The sequence below is a fragment of the Ruegeria sp. AB10 genome, assembly GCF_056542745.1.
In genome coordinates, this window is sequence record NZ_JBQGAI010000002.1 from 308,830 (window position 1) to 323,709 (window position 14,880).

At 60.9% G+C, this 14,880-nt stretch carries 15 protein-coding genes; 5 read left to right on the forward strand and 10 right to left on the reverse strand.

Translation table 11 applies throughout. From position 1 onward, the window contains the following. Positions 1–135: 135 nt before the first annotated feature. The 4 genes from purB to ACR0NT_RS06525 all read left to right on the forward strand — a co-directional run bounded on the left by purB (position 136) and on the right by ACR0NT_RS06525 (position 4,538). A complete protein-coding gene (purB, locus tag ACR0NT_RS06510; protein WP_170671943.1) occupies positions 136–1,440 on the forward strand; it encodes an adenylosuccinate lyase in 1,305 nt (434 codons plus the stop codon). Positions 1,441–1,820: 380 nt separating this feature from the next. Further along, positions 1,821–2,366 carry a hypothetical protein gene (locus ACR0NT_RS06515; protein WP_170443309.1) on the forward strand — a complete coding sequence of 182 codons (546 nt, stop codon included), beginning with the start codon at positions 1,821–1,823 and terminating at the stop codon, positions 2,364–2,366. 68 nt (positions 2,367–2,434) lie between these two features. Further along, entirely contained in the window at positions 2,435–3,523 is a 1,089-nt protein-coding gene (locus ACR0NT_RS06520) for a FliG C-terminal domain-containing protein (RefSeq protein ID WP_170671945.1), read from the forward strand. 91 nt (positions 3,524–3,614) lie between these two features. After that, a complete protein-coding gene (locus ACR0NT_RS06525) occupies positions 3,615–4,538 on the forward strand; it encodes a lysophospholipid acyltransferase family protein (protein ID WP_170443305.1) in 924 nt (307 codons plus the stop codon). Here the strand turns inward: ACR0NT_RS06525 and ACR0NT_RS06530 are convergent, their stop codons facing one another. Further along, positions 4,539–5,240, reverse strand: a complete 702-nt coding sequence (locus ACR0NT_RS06530) for a DUF1223 domain-containing protein (RefSeq protein ID WP_170671947.1) — start codon at positions 5,238–5,240, stop codon at positions 4,539–4,541. 238 nt (positions 5,241–5,478) lie between these two features. On the opposite strand from ACR0NT_RS06530, the gene acnA reads away from it, so the two are divergent. Then, positions 5,479–8,169 (forward strand): aconitate hydratase AcnA, encoded by a 2,691-nt coding sequence (gene acnA / locus ACR0NT_RS06535; protein WP_170671949.1) that lies wholly within the window; start codon positions 5,479–5,481, stop codon positions 8,167–8,169. 116 nt (positions 8,170–8,285) lie between these two features. Here acnA and ACR0NT_RS06540 read toward each other — a convergent pair whose 3' ends face one another. From ACR0NT_RS06540 to secD, 9 genes are all read right to left on the reverse strand, one after another. Next, positions 8,286–8,822: a DsbE family thiol:disulfide interchange protein gene (locus ACR0NT_RS06540; protein WP_170671951.1), complete on the reverse strand. Its 537-nt coding sequence runs from the start codon at positions 8,820–8,822 to the stop codon at positions 8,286–8,288. Further along, positions 8,815–8,973, reverse strand: coding sequence for a heme exporter protein CcmD (gene ccmD / locus ACR0NT_RS06545; RefSeq protein ID WP_170443297.1), 159 nt, complete (start codon positions 8,971–8,973; stop codon positions 8,815–8,817). Before ccmD ends, ACR0NT_RS06540 begins: the two co-directional genes overlap by 8 nt. Continuing rightward, positions 8,970–9,743, reverse strand: a complete 774-nt coding sequence (locus ACR0NT_RS06550; RefSeq protein WP_170443295.1) for a heme ABC transporter permease — start codon at positions 9,741–9,743, stop codon at positions 8,970–8,972. Before ACR0NT_RS06550 ends, ccmD begins: the two co-directional genes overlap by 4 nt. A gap of 61 nt (positions 9,744–9,804) precedes the next feature. After that, entirely contained in the window at positions 9,805–10,461 is a 657-nt protein-coding gene (gene ccmB / locus ACR0NT_RS06555) for a heme exporter protein CcmB (RefSeq protein ID WP_170443293.1), read from the reverse strand. Next, complete coding sequence (gene ccmA / locus ACR0NT_RS06560; RefSeq protein WP_170671953.1) at positions 10,458–11,072, reverse strand: heme ABC exporter ATP-binding protein CcmA; 615 nt, start codon at positions 11,070–11,072, stop codon at positions 10,458–10,460. Before ccmA ends, ccmB begins: the two co-directional genes overlap by 4 nt. Before the next feature lie 66 nt (positions 11,073–11,138). Continuing rightward, the gene (locus ACR0NT_RS06565; protein WP_170671955.1) at positions 11,139–11,492 is read right to left on the reverse strand and encodes an Mth938-like domain-containing protein; all 354 of its coding nucleotides are present in this window, start codon (positions 11,490–11,492) and stop codon (positions 11,139–11,141) included. A gap of 9 nt (positions 11,493–11,501) precedes the next feature. Continuing rightward, the gene (locus ACR0NT_RS06570; RefSeq protein ID WP_170443287.1) at positions 11,502–12,260 is read right to left on the reverse strand and encodes a sulfite exporter TauE/SafE family protein; all 759 of its coding nucleotides are present in this window, start codon (positions 12,258–12,260) and stop codon (positions 11,502–11,504) included. Then, on the reverse strand, positions 12,241–13,209 hold the full coding sequence (secF, locus tag ACR0NT_RS06575) for a protein translocase subunit SecF (protein WP_170443285.1): 969 nt from the start codon (positions 13,207–13,209) through the stop codon (positions 12,241–12,243). The genes ACR0NT_RS06570 and secF overlap by 20 nt, the downstream gene beginning before the upstream one ends. Position 13,210: 1 nt before the next feature. After that, positions 13,211–14,872, reverse strand: coding sequence for a protein translocase subunit SecD (gene secD / locus ACR0NT_RS06580; protein WP_170671957.1), 1,662 nt, complete (start codon positions 14,870–14,872; stop codon positions 13,211–13,213). Positions 14,873–14,880: the final 8 nt, after the last annotated feature.

Here is a 14,880-nt window from a genome sequence, read left to right on the forward strand (position 1 = left end):
CCAAAACATGGGGTCAGAGGGTTAAAATCAGGGCAAACCGTCTCATCTGCACACTCGCATCTTGTTCCTTTGGCGGCTCGGGTTTAAACCCCGCGGCATCGCCTCCTGCCAAATCACGATAAGGTGCAGCTGCCAATGATCCCACGTTATTCCCGCCCCGACATGGTCGCCATCTGGTCACCCGAGTCCAAGTTCCGCATCTGGTATGAGATCGAGGCCCATGCCTGCGACGCCATGGCCGATCTGGGCGTGATCCCGCGCGAAAATGCCGAGGCGGTATGGAAAGCCAAGGACGTGGAATTCGACGTGGCGCGTATTGATGAGATCGAGGCCGTCACCAAACACGACGTCATCGCCTTCCTGACCCACCTGGCCGAACATGTCGGCAGCGAAGAAGCGCGTTTCGTCCATCAGGGCATGACCAGCTCGGACGTGCTGGACACCTGTTTCAACGTGCAGCTCACCCGTGCCGCCGACCTGCTGATCGCCGATCTCGAAGGTCTGCTGGCTGCCCTCAAGCGCCGCGCGATTGAACACAAGAACACCGTCCGCATCGGCCGCAGCCACGGCATCCACGCCGAGCCAACCACCATGGGCCTGACCTTTGCCCGCTTCTACGCCGAGATGGACCGCAACCTGTCCCGTATGCGCGATGCCCGTGCCGAGATCGCCACCGGCGCGATCAGCGGCGCGGTCGGTACCTTCGCCAATATCGATCCGGCGGTCGAAGAACACGTCTGCGACAAGCTGGGTCTGGTGCCCGAGCCGATCAGCACGCAGGTCATCCCCCGCGACCGCCACGCCGCGTTCTTTGCCACGCTGGGCGTCATCGCCAGCAGTATCGAAAACGTCGCCATCGAAATCCGCCACATGCAGCGGACCGAGGTGCTGGAAGGGGCGGAGTTCTTCTCGATGGGTCAAAAAGGCTCCTCGGCCATGCCGCACAAGAAAAACCCGGTGCTGACCGAGAACCTGACCGGTCTGGCGCGCATGGTGCGCGCAGCGGTGATCCCGGCGATGGAAAACGTGGCGCTGTGGCACGAGCGTGATATTTCGCACTCCTCGGTCGAACGCATGATCGGCCCGGACGCCACGATCACCTTGGATTTCGCACTGGCCCGGCTGACCGGCGTGATCGACAAGATGCTGATCTTCCCCGAGAATATGCTCGAGAACATGAACAAGTTCCCCGGTCTGGTGATGAGCCAGCGTGTTCTGCTGGCGCTGACCCAAGCCGGTGTCAGCCGCGAAGATGCCTATGCCATGGTTCAGCGCAACGCGCTGAAGGTTTGGGAACACCGCACCGATTTCAAAGAGGAACTGCTGGCAGATGCCGACGTCACCGCCGCGCTGAGCCCCGAAGAGATCGAGGAAAAATTCGACCTCGGCTATCACACCAAGCATGTCGACACGATCTTCGCCCGCGTCTTTGGCGAATAAATCCAGACCGATCAAACGGTTCAAAAGGGCCCGGGTTGCGCAACGCGATCCGGGCCCTGTTCTTTTGCCAAAACGGGCAAAATCGGCTATGGTGGGCGGGTATTTCCGAACAGGAGAAACAGCATGATCCGCACTCTTCTCTGCGCATTGGCCCTTGCGTGTTCCGCATCCGTGGCTGTGGCCTGCAGCGGGCACTCCAAACAAACCCAGTCCTGCGCACCGGGTACATATTGGGACTCTGAAAGCCAAACCTGCGCGAAAAGCGCCAATAGTTGAAAAACTTCTTTCCTACCTGTGAATAAAAGCGAGCAGCCGATTGTTAGCTTTTTATCAGATCACGCTATGCTTGATCAGAGCAGCCCAGAGAACGGAGTAGGAAAATGCGCCTCGTATTAGTTTCAGCTATTGCCCTTCAGGCCTTTGCCTTCGCACCGGCCCTATATGCGGCCGGCGGTGGCGGTGCCACCACCCCACCGAAGCCCACCAACACGACAAGGAAATGCCTGTTCGGCCGTGTCTATGACAAAGATGCGGGGCGCTGTGTCAAACCGAACAAGACCAACTTTACACAAGATGAGCTGTACGACGCCGTGCGCGAGCTGGCTTATGACGGCCAATTCGAAAACGCGCAGGATATTCTGCGCATAATGGATCAGGACGATGATCGCGTGCTCACCTATTGGGGCTTTACCTACCGCAAGCTGGGCGAGCTTGAACTGGCGAACCTCTTCTACACCAACGCCATCGAGGCCAATCCCGACAACATCCTTGCCCGCAGCTATATGGGTCAGGGTTTCGTGACCGAAGGGAAAACCGATCTGGCGATCGAGCAATGGCGCGAGATCAAGGCACGTGGCGGTGAAGGCACCTGGGCCGAGGCGTCCCTGCGCGAAGCGATCCGCACCGGGCTGACCTTTAACTACTGAGCTTCAGTCTTTCTTTACCCGACTCTCCGTACTCTGCCTGTGGAACAGAACTTTGGCACCGCAGGCAGATGCAGGACACGAACAGTTTGGTACAGGTGGCACCGGGCGCGGCTCCGGTGGCCGATCAGAAGGACGACGCGCCCCGCGTCGTTCCCCGCGCCCTCAGCAACCGGCAGAAGGCCGCCATTGTCGTCCGGCTTTTGCTAAACGAAGGCGCCGATATCCCGCTGGAAGAGCTTCCCGATGATTTGCAGGAAAAGCTGACTCATCAGTTGGGTCAGATGGGTCTTGTCGACCGCATCACGCTGGATGCAGTGGCGCAGGAATTTGCCGAGGCTCTGGACGGCGTCGGCCTGTCCTTCCCGCATGGTCTGGCGGGGGCACTGGATGCGGTGGATGGCAAGATCGGTTCGGCCACGGCGGCGCGACTGCGCAAGGTGGCCGGAGTGCGCCAGATCGGTGATCCGTGGCAGCGCCTGCGCGAAATTCCCACCGAGGATCTCGCTGCGATGGCTCAGGCGGAAAGCACCGAGATTGCCGCCGTGATGCTGTCCAAGTTAGAGACCGCGAAGGCTGCGCAGTTACTGGGTCACCTGCCCGGCCCTATTGCGCGGCGGATCACCTATGCGATTTCCAAGACCGCAAATGTCACCCCCGAAGCGGTTGAGCGGATCGGCTGGTCGCTGGCGGCGCAATTGGATCAGCGCCCGTCTCAGGCTTTTGCCGATGGTCCCGGGGCGCGGGTTGGCGCAATCCTGAACCAATCGGCAGCATCCACCCGCGACGGGCTGCTGACCGCGCTGGACGAAGAGGATTCGGATTTCGCCAGCGTCGTGCGCCGCTCGATCTTTACCTTTGCGCATATCCCGGCCCGAATTTTGCCCCGCGACGTGCCTGCGATTCTGCGCGGTGTGGACCAGGCCGATCTGGTCACAGCACTGGCGGGTGCCGTGGCGGATGACGACAAAACTGCGGCCGAATTCATGTTGTCAAATATGTCAACGCGGATGGCAGACAACCTGCGCGAAGAGATGTCGGAACGCGGCAAGGTCAAACAATCCGACGCCGAAGAGGCGATGACACAGATCGTGGGCGCCATCCGCGCCCTTGTGGATGAAGGGACGATAATGCTGATTGAAGAAGAAAATGAAGACTAGGCGCTTGGCCCAATCCGCTGGAACGCTTGTGGTCGGGGAATGTGCCTTGTATGTCTGGCCGGCAAATCGCAACAGCCGGTGAGACCAGATTATGCCCGTCGAAAAGTCGGAACTAAGCCGCGGGGCGCTTAGAAAATACTATGTCACCGGTCTGTTGATGAAAGGTGTGATCAGCGCGATGCGACTGCTGCCGTATGAGCGGCGCATTGCAACGATGGGGGCCATCGTGCGGGGTCTTGCCCCTCTGGTTGGGTTTACCGAGCGGGTGCGCCGGAACCTGAAACTGACCTGCCCTGATCTGCCGGATGCCGAGGTGAAGCGCATCTGTCGGGCCGTCCCCGACAACGCGGGCCGCGCGATCATGGAGCATTTCTCGCCCGAAGGGTTCACCAAACGTCAAAGCACGGCCAAGATTTCCGGCCCCGGCATTGCCGCCTTTGACACAGCCGTGGCCGAAGGGCGCCCGGTGATGATGATCACGGCGCATTTCGGCCATTACCTGGCCGCGCGGATTGCCCTTCAGGCCCGCAGTGGACAGCCAATCGGCTGCCTGTATCGCCGCATGGCAAACCCGTATTTCAACGACGCATACGTGGAAGCGTTTTACAAAACCGGTGCACCCATGTTCGAACAGGGGCGCCGTGGCATGGTTGAAATGGTGCGCTCGCTCAAGAAGGGCGGCATCATCGCTATCGTCTCGGACCTTCACGCCCATGGCGGGGAAGAGCTGACTTTCTTCGGCAAACCGGCGGTCACGTCAGTTCTGAACGCCGAACTGGCAATGAAATACAAGGCCGAGTTGATCCCCTGCTACGCCATCCGCCAGCCAAACGGCATTGATTTTGAGATCGTGCTGCACGATCCGGTTCCGCATACCGATCCCAAGACCATGACCCAGTTCACCAATGATGATCTCGAGGCCGTGGTCCGGCAGCATATGGGCCAGTGGTTCTGGATTCACCGGCGCTGGAAGGCCTGGAACGGGCTGGGTGTGCAGCCCGAGGACATGCCCTGATCACCTGACTCTGGCGGCGGCAACGATCGGGCCGTGCCCGACCCTCTGCACCAGAACAACCGCTGGCAGGTCTGAGGTCAGCATGGCGGAAAACCGTTGCGGCGCGCCCCCATCCCACTGCCCTGCCACCTGCCACGAGTCCACGACATTCGCGTAATCCAACTCGTGCCCGGCCAACTCTCCCCGCCGGATCGAGGCGTGGCGCATCGGTGAATACTGCACCACCCGCACGTCATAGGCCTGACCTTCGGGCAACTCGACCGGGGTGACTTCGACGGTTACCTCATTGCCCGACCGGGTTGCCGCAACTTCGGCCTCGGGCGCGGCCGTCAGATGCGCGTTGATCAGGCGCTCCAATTCGCGCGATTGCGCGCCGACCACGTCCTGCTGACCGTTAACCACCATCTGTGGCGTGTAGATCATTGATCGCCCGCCCTGACGTGCATAGGCGCGCTGCCGTTGGGTATGGTCCGGATTGGCGTATTCGTCTTCCCATCCGATGTAATCCCAATAATCCACATGCAGGGCCAGGCCGATCACATCATCGCGTTTGGCCAGATCATGCATCAGCCGATCAGCCGGCGGACAGGACGAACAGCCCTGCGACGTAAACAGCTCAACCACGACGGGATCGTTTTCAGCCGCTGCCGGCGCGGCAAGAGCGAGAGAAAGCGCAGTGGCAATGACGGCGGATCTGAGCATGTGTGACCTCGGGCTGATAACTTTTCTGTCTGTGACCGATAAGATACCTGAATGGTTTAAACCCTTTGGACCTCACCCTCCAATCAAGGTTTCTTGAAACCACCCTACACCCAAGGATGTTGGAAGAGGCAGAACCAGACCGTCTTTGCGCGTCTTGGTCCTTGAACCCTGACGAAACGTGATAAAGATTGCTGTTAGCAAACCCCGTTACCCAAGTCATTTGAGAGGGAGCCAACACATGCCCATTAAAGTCGGACAGGATACCGCCAAGACACGCCGCAGCCTGAACGTGAATGGCAAATCCATTTCCTATTATTCGATTCCCGCCGCGCAAGAGGCCGGTCTGGGCGATTTTTCGAAACTCCCTGCCGCGTTGAAAGTGGTGTTGGAAAACATGCTGCGGTTCGAGGATGACGGCTTTTCCGTCTCGGTCGATGACATCAGGGCCTTTGGTGAATGGGGGGCCAATGGCGGCAAGAACCCGCGTGAGATTGCCTATCGTCCTGCCCGCGTACTGATGCAGGACTTTACCGGCGTGCCCGCCGTGGTCGATCTGGCCGCAATGCGGGACGGGATCAGGGGGCTGGGTGGCGACGCGCAAAAGATCAACCCGCTGAACCCGGTGGATCTGGTCATCGACCACTCGGTCATGATCGACGAATTCGGCAACCCGCGCGCGTTCCAGATAAATGTGGACCGCGAGTATGAACGCAACATGGAACGCTATCAGTTCCTGAAATGGGGTCAGTCGGCCTTCAACAACTTCCGCGTTGTGCCCCCCGGCACCGGTATCTGTCATCAGGTGAACCTGGAATACTTGGCCCAAACCGTCTGGACTGACACCGACCAAAGCGGTGAAGAGGTCGCTTATCCCGACACGCTGGTCGGCACCGACAGCCACACCACCATGGTCAACGGCATGGCCGTTCTGGGATGGGGCGTCGGCGGGATTGAGGCCGAGGCCGCGATGCTGGGTCAGCCGATCTCGATGCTGATACCCGAAGTTGTCGGCTTTGAACTGACGGGTGCGATGGTCGAAGGCACCACCGGCACGGACCTTGTGCTGAAAGTTGTCGAGATGCTGCGCGAAAAGGGCGTGGTCGGCAAGTTTGTCGAATTCTACGGCGAAGGTCTGGACCGCCTGCCGCTGGCCGACCGCGCGACCATCGCCAACATGGCGCCGGAATACGGCGCGACCTGTGGCTTCTTCCCCATCGACAGCGAGACCCTGCGGTATATGCGCAATACCGGACGCGACGAGGACCGTCTGGCGCTGGTCGAAGCCTATGCCAAAGAGAACGGTTTCTGGCGCGACGAGAATTACGCCCCAATCTACACCGACACACTGACGCTGGACATGGGCACCATCGTTCCGGCGATCTCGGGCCCGAAACGCCCGCAGGATTATGTGGCGCTGACCGATGCCAAGGCGGCTTTCCTGAACGAGATGGAGAAGACGTTCAAGCGCCCGATGGGCAAGGAGGTCTTGGTCAAAGGCGAAAACTACGCGATGGAGTCGGGCAAGGTCGTGATCGCCTCGATCACCTCCTGCACCAATACGTCGAATCCTTACGTGATGATCGGTGCCGGTCTGGTGGCGAAAAAGGCGCATGAGCTGGGCCTGAACCGCCAGCCCTGGGTTAAAACCTCGCTGGCGCCCGGTTCGCAGGTCGTGTCGGAATACCTTGAGGCCGCCGGTCTGCAACAGCATCTGGACGCCATCGGGTTCAACCTTGTGGGTTATGGCTGCACCACCTGCATCGGCAACTCGGGCCCGCTTCAGAAAGAGATCAGCGAAGCCATTGCCGAGGGCGATCTGGTCGCCACCTCGGTTCTTTCCGGCAACCGCAACTTCGAGGGGCGGATTTCGCCCGACGTGCGCGCCAACTATTTGGCTTCACCGCCGCTGGTGGTCGTCTACGCGCTGGCGGGCACCATGGATATCGACCTGACCTCGGAACCGATCGGGCAGGACAAGGACGGCAACGACGTCTTCATGAAGGATATCTGGCCGACCCAAAGCGAAATCGCCGATCTGGTGCAACAAACCGTTACCCGCGACGCCTTCCAGTCGAAATATGCCGATGTCTTCAAAGGCGACGAGAAATGGCAAGCGGTTGAGACCACCGACGCCGAGACCTATGACTGGCCCCCGAACTCGACCTATATCCAGAACCCGCCCTATTTTCAGGGCATGGGGCCGCAGCCGGGCACGATCTCGAATATCGAAGGCGCCAAGGTTCTGGCCATTCTGGGTGATATGGTCACCACCGACCACATCTCGCCCGCTGGGTCCTTTGCGACGACCACACCTGCGGGCAAGTATCTGACCGACCGGCAGGTGCAACCGCGTGAGTTCAACTCGTATGGCTCGCGCCGGGGCAACCACGAGGTCATGATGCGCGGCACCTTCGCCAATATCCGCATCAAGAACGAGATGCTGGACGGCGTCGAGGGGGGCTATACCAAGGGGCCGGACGGCCAGCAGACCTCGATCTATGACGCGTCGATGGCCTATCAGGCGCAGGGCACGCCGCTGGTGGTGTTCGGGGGTGAGCAATATGGCGCGGGATCATCCCGCGACTGGGCGGCCAAGGGCACCGCGCTACTGGGCGTCAAAGCGGTGATCGCCGAAAGCTTTGAGCGCATCCACCGCTCGAACCTTGTTGGTATGGGCGTCATCCCGTTCGAATTCACCGGCAACGACAACCGCAAGACGCTGGGGTTGAACGGCGATGAGACCGTCTCGATCCACGGGCTGGACTCGGTTGAGCCGCTGCAAGAGGTGCCCTGCACCATCACCTATGCCGACGGCGCCGAGAGAACCATCCTCCTCAAGTGTCGCATCGATACCGCGCCCGAAATCGAGTACATCGAAAATGGCGGCGTGCTGCAATACGTGCTGCGGAACCTGGCAAAAGCTGATTAAAAACAACAAAGCCCCGGCCAATGTGCCGGGGCTTTTGAACTGCTCATATCAATCCTTAGGGCCAACCAGAAATCAAGCGCGTGCCGCAGGCACGCTCCGCTTGGCAACGGTTAAATCTACTGGCCTGCTTTCTCCAGCGCAGGCCGGATGGTGCTTTCGATCACGCGTTCGGTGATCGGCCCGGCAAACCGGAGGATGATCGTGCCCTCACCATCGATCACATAGGTTTCGGGCACACCATACAGACCCCAGTCCAGCGCCATGCGTCCCTGTTCATCCCGTCCGATGGCCGAGTACGGGTCGCCCAGATCGGTCAGGAACGTCTCGGCGTTGCCCAAGGGATCCTTGTAGTTGATGCCGTAGACCGGGATGCCTTCCTCTGCCAGCGCCTCGAGATTCGGATGTTCAGCGCGGCAGGGGGCACACCAACTGGCCCAGTAGTTGACCAGCTTGACCTCGCCATCGCGCAGGGTCGCATCGTCGAACATCGTCTTGCCCGGAAACTCGGTCAGAACGACCGGCGGTGCGGGCTGGCCCTGACGGGCCGACGGCAACGTGTCGTCCGAGCCATCCTTCAACTGCACCAAGGCCGCGACGGCAAACGCGCCAAAGATCAGCGGCGGCGCCAGCATCAGGGGCGAGATCTTAGCCATTGCGCGTCATCCTTTGTTCGACCTTTTCCATCTCGGCCCGGACCTTGCGCCCGCGCGCGATGCTGAACACGACCAGCACCACCAGCAGCGCAATCGAGGCCGCATAGGACCACAGCACCGTATCGGCATATTTTCCAAGATCAGGGATCATCCGTTTACCCTTTCCCGTGCCTGCAGCGCCTTGATCCGCCGCGCCCGGATTTCCGTTCCGGTGCGATACAGAACCAGCGCGATGAACAGCAGCACAAACCCGATGATGCACAGCAGCAGCGGATAGAAGTAGATGTTGCTGACCTTCTCTTCGGTATCCGCCCCGGTTACGGCCGCCGCACGCATCACCGATGCGCCCTGATGCAGGCCCTGGTTCCAGAAGTTCACCGCATAGCGGCTGAGCAGCGCAAAGACCGAGCCCACAAGGCACAGGACCGAGGTCAGATCAGCCGCCGTATCGGGGTCTTCGATTGCCTCCCACAGGGCGACGTAGCCCAGGTAGAACAAAAACAGGATCAGGAACGAGGTCAGGCGCGGATCCCAGGCCCACCAAGTGCCCCACATCGGCTGCCCCCAGATCGCCCCGGTCGCCAAGGCGATCAGCGTCATGACGATGCCAATGGGTGCCGCAGCACGGGCAGCCAGCGCGCTGACATGGTGCCGCCGTACAAGCCAGACCAGCGAGGTCGCCAGCATCATCAGCCAGCAATTGATCGCCATCAGCGCCGCTGGCACATGCAGATAGATGATCTTGACGGTCGAACCCTGCTTGTAATCGTCCGGCGTGAAGAAGAACCCCCAGACCAGTCCGACAACGATACACGCAAGCGAGGTCACCCAGAAAAACGGCATCACCCGTTCGCTGGTGGCAAGGAACTTGCGTGGGTTGGCGTATTCCCAGAGGGCGTTGGCTTTGGCTGCGATAGACATGGGCCTTATCTAGTCCGAGTCGGGTGCGTTCTCAATTGACATTGGTCAAAGTTTGAACGCGTCACCGAAGGTTGATGCGCAGAACAGCTGCGCTGGCAAAGGGCAGCAGGGCAATCGTGGCCGCCGTGATCCCCGCCAGCATCAGCAGGGGCGTCTGTGTCTCCATCCCCGTGGCGCCACGGCGCGCGACTTCTGCCCCAAAGATCAGCGTCGGCACGTAAAGCGGCAGGACCAGCAGCGACAACAGCAGCCCGCCGCGTTTCAGACCCACCGTCAGGGCTGCGCCAAAGGTGCCGATGACACTCATCGCCGGGGTGCCGATCAGCAGGGAAATCACCAGCCAGAAGAACCCCGGCACCGGCAGGTTCAGCAGCACGCCCAGAAACGGCGCGGCCAGCACCAGCGGCAGACCGGTGGTCAGCCAATGAGCCAGCGCCTTGATCGAAACCACTGACTCAAGCGGCAGCGGCGCAGTGGCCAGCAGGTCCAGCGAGCCGTCTTCCCAATCCAGCGCCAGCAGGCGGTCCAGCGACAACAGGCAGGCCAGCAGCGCGCCCAGCCACAGGATGCCTGGCGCGATAGTGGACAACAGCGAAGATTGCGGCCCCACCGAAAACGGCACCAGAACGGTCACGATCAGAAAGAATGCCAGACCAAGGCCAAAGCCCCCGCCCGCGCGGAGGGCCAGTTTCAGGTCACGCAGCAAAAGAGCGATCACAGGAAGCCTCCGTCGAAATCGTCGATGGGTTTGGGTTTTGCCTTATTGGGGCCGACATCCAGAACCTCGCCATCCAGGCCGAGGTCGATATGGGTGGCGATAAGCGCAGACCCGCCCTGCCCTAGATGCGCACGCACAGCGTCGGCGAACATCTGCACTGCATTACGGTCCAGCGATACGGTGGGTTCGTCCAGCATCCAGATCGGCCGCCCGGTCACCAGCATCCGCGCCAGACCCAGCCGCCGTTTCTGCCCTGCCGACAGGTTGCCTGCATGACGGTCCGACAGCTCGTTCAGCGCAAAGGCGTCCAGCGCGGACTGGATACCATTCGTGCCAAAGACCGAGGCCCAGAAAGTCAGGTTTTCCACGACGGTCAACGTCGGCTTCAGCCCATCGGAATGCGAGGCATAGGCGATCTGATCCTCGGCCCCTTCAATCTGTCCGGTCAGCGGCGGCTGTAACCCCGCCAGCGTGCGTAGCAGCGTCGTCTTGCCGATGCCGTTCGGCCCGCGCAGGATCAGCGCCTTGCCGGGTGGCAGCGCAAAGCTCAGCCCTTCTAGGACGGGAACGCCGCCACGGGCGATGGCCAGATCGGTCACAGTCAGTGTCATGGGTTCCGCTTATCCGATTGCTGACAGAGGCAAAAGGCAAGATTTGCCGCAGGCTCTGCGACTGGGTCAGACCGGCAATAGCGCCAGCGCAACACGGCGGCCTTCGGACAACAGCACATTGTAAGTGCGGCACGCCGCAGGGGAGTTCATGATCTCCACCCCAACTCCCGCATCCTCAAGCGCCGTACGCAGCTCGGATGGGATATGCGTCAGCGCCTCTCCGGTGCCGATGAACAGAACGTCCACCGCCTCGGACAACGCCAACAGCGGCGCATCGTCGGTGTATCCGCCCCAGTCCGAGGTTCCGGCGGGACCTGTCAAAACAGCCCCATTGTAGACCTGCCCGCCAATGCGAAAGAAGCCGGGGCCGTAGCCATCGATCGGAACTGCGTTGTTATAGGATATCTCATTCAGGCGCATGGGCACCTTCTAGCCCCAAAGCGGCAGGCCCGACAAGGCCGCAACCGCAATCGCCAAATAGGCAGCGGCGCGGTAAAGCCGTTCGTATTCGGGTCGAAACAGCCAGCCTCCCAGCCAATTGCCCAGAAGGTTCGGCACCGACAGCATCAGCCCCAAGGCCACAGCGGGCCACGTGACCCGTCCCATGCCGGTCAGGTACCCAAGGATGAGGAAATCGAACACGAACAGGAACAGCAGGATCGTCGCGCGGATCACCTCAACCGGTAAGGGCCGCGACATGTAGAAAAGGATCACCGCCGGACCGGGCAAGCCCGCCACGCCGCCCAGAAACCCGGCAGCGCCACCGATGCCAGTGACCATCGCGCGACCTACCCGCCCGTGATACCGCAGCCCGAGAATCAACACGGCCAGCATGAAGAGCGCCAGAAAGCTGACCGCATAGCGGAACACTTCGGGTTCAACCCGCGTCAGCACCCACAACCCCACCGGCAACAACAGCGCGCATCCGGCCGCCAGTCGCACCAGATCACCCCGGTCCACGACACGCCAGGCCCGGCGCAGGTTCGGCAGCGGCCCGAATATATCCATGATGGTCAGGCCGATCAGGGCTCCGAACGGGCCAAGGAACGGCGTAGCAATGGGAAGAAAGATCAGCGCAGTTCCGAACCCGGAAAACCCGCGCACAATGCCGCCAAGAAAGGCCGCAAAAACGATAACGGCCAGCCCCGTTGGGGACTGGCCGAATATCTCAGGCGTCGATGTTGGCAAACTGATTGCCCGCCGTATTCGACGGTTTGGACCAGTCGCGCTTGACCCCCAGCCACAGCAGGATGGTCGAGGCCACGAAGACCGACGAATAGGTCCCAACGATCACACCCCAGATCATCGCGAAGACAAAGCCGCGGATCACGTCGCCGCCCAGCACGTAAAGCGAGATCAGCGCCAACAGCGTGGTAACCGAGGTCATCACCGTCCGGCTGAGCGTTTCGTTGATCGAGATGTTCAGAACCTCTTTCAGGTCCTTCTTCTTGTACTTTCGCAGGTTCTCGCGCACCCGGTCGAACACGACCACGGTATCGTTCAGCGAATAACCCACGATGGTCAGAAGCGCCGCGATGATGGCCAGATCGAACCGGATTTGCAGCTCTGAGAAGATGCCGATGGTCAGGATCACGTCATGCACCAAAGCAGCGACGGCCCCCAGCGCAAACTGCCATTCGAAGCGCAGCCAGATGTAGACCAGCACCGCCCCGATGGCGAGCATCACCGCAATCACGGCGGTCTGGATCAACTCGCCCGACACTTTGGGGCCGACGGATTCGACCGAGACAAATTCGATATCCGGCGCGGCAACCTTTAGCGCCTCTTCTACCGCGCTGACCGTGGCGGCCGAGACCGCCTCGGCATCAGCCTGCGCCTGAATGCGGATCATGGCGACATTTTCGTCCGCGCCGAAGGTCGGGTCGAAAATCTCGGTGATCGTCACATCACCCAGTTCCAACGGCGCGATGGCGTCACGATAGGCGCCGATGTCGATCTCTTGCGTGGATTGGGTCCGGATCGTGGTCCCGCCGCGGAAGTCGATGCCAAAGTTCAGCCCCTGCAGCATGAAGGACGTAAACGCCACAACCATCATCAGGGCCGAGATGCCCAGCCAAACCTTCCAGCGGCTGAAGAAATCGAACGAGGTGTTCTGGGGTACGAGTTTCAGTCTCATGTCAAACCTCGATCGTTTTCGGACGGCGGCGTTCGAACCACATCACGACAAACAGGCGCGTGACGAAGATCGCAGTGAAGGCCGAGGTCAGAATACCCAGACCCAGCGTAATCGCGAAACCGCGCACCGGTCCGCTGCCCATGGCAAACAGGATAACGGCGGTGATGAAGGTGGTCACGTTGGCGTCGACAATGGCCGACAGCGCCTTTTCATAACCCAGCTCGATCGCACGCGCCGGGCCTCTGGCGGATTTCAGTTCCTCGCGGATACGTTCAAAGATCAGCACGTTGGCGTCCACCGCCATACCCACCGTCAGAACGATGCCTGCAATACCCGGCAGGGTCAGCGTGGCCCCGATCAGCGACAGCAGGCCAAAGATCAGCCCCACGTTGATGATCAGCGCGATATTGGCAAACACGCCGAACAGACCATAGCTGAGCGCCATGAAGCTGAGCACCGCAACAAAGGCCACGATGGTCGCGGTTTTACCCGCGTCGATACTGTCCTGCCCCAACTCGGGGCCGATGGTGCGTTCTTCCAGGAACTCCAACCCGGCAGGCAGCGCACCGGCGCGCAGCAACACGGCCAGATTGGTGCTTTCCTCGACAGTGAAGTTGCCGGTGATGATGCCTGACCCACCCGGGATGTGGCTTTGGATCACCGGGGCCGAGATCACCTCGTCATCCAGCACGATGGCGAAGGGTGCACCGATGTTGTCGCGGGTGTAGTCGCCAAACTTACGTGCGCCGGACGTGTTGAACCGGAAGCTGACCGCCGGGCGGCCGTTTTGGTCGAAGGAAGGCTGCGCATCCACCAGTTCCTCACCAGTTACGACCGGTGCGGATTCGATGATGTAGTACACGCCACTTTCGTCAATCGATGGAACCACTTCTTGCCCGATGCCCGGAACGGCATCCGGATCGGTGCCGCGCCCCACAACCGGGTTGAAAGTCAGCTGCGCGGTGGTGCCGATTATATCCTTCAGCTCACCGGCGCTGCCGATGCCCGGCACCTGAATCAGAATACGATCCGCGCCCTGACGCTGAATTGTGGGCTCGCGGGTACCGACCTCGTCAATCCGGCGACGGATGATTTCCAGCGCCTGACGTACGGTGCGGTCGTCCGAGGCCAGCTTCTCAGCCTCTGACAGTTGCACGACGATGGTGTCACCCTCGGCACGGGCTTCGATATCGGTAGCACCAACGCCGGTCAGCGTCTGTACCTGACGGGCCAGACCACGCACGACTTCCAACGCGCGGGGCATGCCCTCGGGCTGGCTGATGCGAACGCGAATCTCATCCGGGGCCGATTCCTGTTTTCGGATCGTGCCCACCGTTGCGCGCTCATCCCGCAGGGCGTCGCGGATTTCCGGCCACATCGCCTCCATCCGGGATTCGTAGACATCTTCGACCTTCACTTCGGCCAGCAGATGCGCCCCGCCGCGCAGGTCGAGGCCAAGATTGACCAGCGACGACGGCAGCCAGTTCGGCCACTGCGCCGCTTGCGCCTGCATTTCGGGGGTGTCGATGCCAAGCTCGATCGCGGCCTTGGCATCGTTGGATTGCTCGACGCGCGTGTAGAACGCATTCGGCAGGGCCATCAGCAGACCGGTCACGCAAACCAGCCAGATCAGAACCCGCTTCCAGGTATCAATTTGCAGCATTACCCTGC

Excerpts from the sequence above, each read along its gene's own strand:
- ACR0NT_RS06530 (WP_170671947.1), bottom strand. The coding sequence starts at position 5,240 with ATGCTCAGATCCGCCGTCATTGCCACTGCGCTTTCTCTCGCTCTTGCC.
- purB (WP_170671943.1), top strand. The coding sequence starts at position 136 with ATGATCCCACGTTATTCCCGCCCCGACATGGTCGCCATCTGGTCACCC.
- ccmD (WP_170443297.1), bottom strand. The coding sequence starts at position 8,973 with ATGATCCCTGATCTTGGAAAATATGCCGATACGGTGCTGTGGTCCTAT.
- ACR0NT_RS06515 (WP_170443309.1), top strand. The coding sequence starts at position 1,821 with ATGCGCCTCGTATTAGTTTCAGCTATTGCCCTTCAGGCCTTTGCCTTC.
- ACR0NT_RS06520 (WP_170671945.1), top strand. The coding sequence starts at position 2,435 with ATGCAGGACACGAACAGTTTGGTACAGGTGGCACCGGGCGCGGCTCCG.
- acnA (WP_170671949.1), top strand. The coding sequence starts at position 5,479 with ATGCCCATTAAAGTCGGACAGGATACCGCCAAGACACGCCGCAGCCTG.
- ACR0NT_RS06565 (WP_170671955.1), bottom strand. The coding sequence starts at position 11,492 with ATGCGCCTGAATGAGATATCCTATAACAACGCAGTTCCGATCGATGGC.
- ACR0NT_RS06540 (WP_170671951.1), bottom strand. The coding sequence starts at position 8,822 with ATGGCTAAGATCTCGCCCCTGATGCTGGCGCCGCCGCTGATCTTTGGC.
- ACR0NT_RS06550 (WP_170443295.1), bottom strand. The coding sequence starts at position 9,743 with ATGTCTATCGCAGCCAAAGCCAACGCCCTCTGGGAATACGCCAACCCA.
- secF (WP_170443285.1), bottom strand. The coding sequence starts at position 13,209 with ATGAGACTGAAACTCGTACCCCAGAACACCTCGTTCGATTTCTTCAGC.
- ACR0NT_RS06525 (WP_170443305.1), top strand. The coding sequence starts at position 3,615 with ATGCCCGTCGAAAAGTCGGAACTAAGCCGCGGGGCGCTTAGAAAATAC.
- ccmA (WP_170671953.1), bottom strand. The coding sequence starts at position 11,072 with ATGACACTGACTGTGACCGATCTGGCCATCGCCCGTGGCGGCGTTCCC.
- secD (WP_170671957.1), bottom strand. The coding sequence starts at position 14,872 with ATGCTGCAAATTGATACCTGGAAGCGGGTTCTGATCTGGCTGGTTTGC.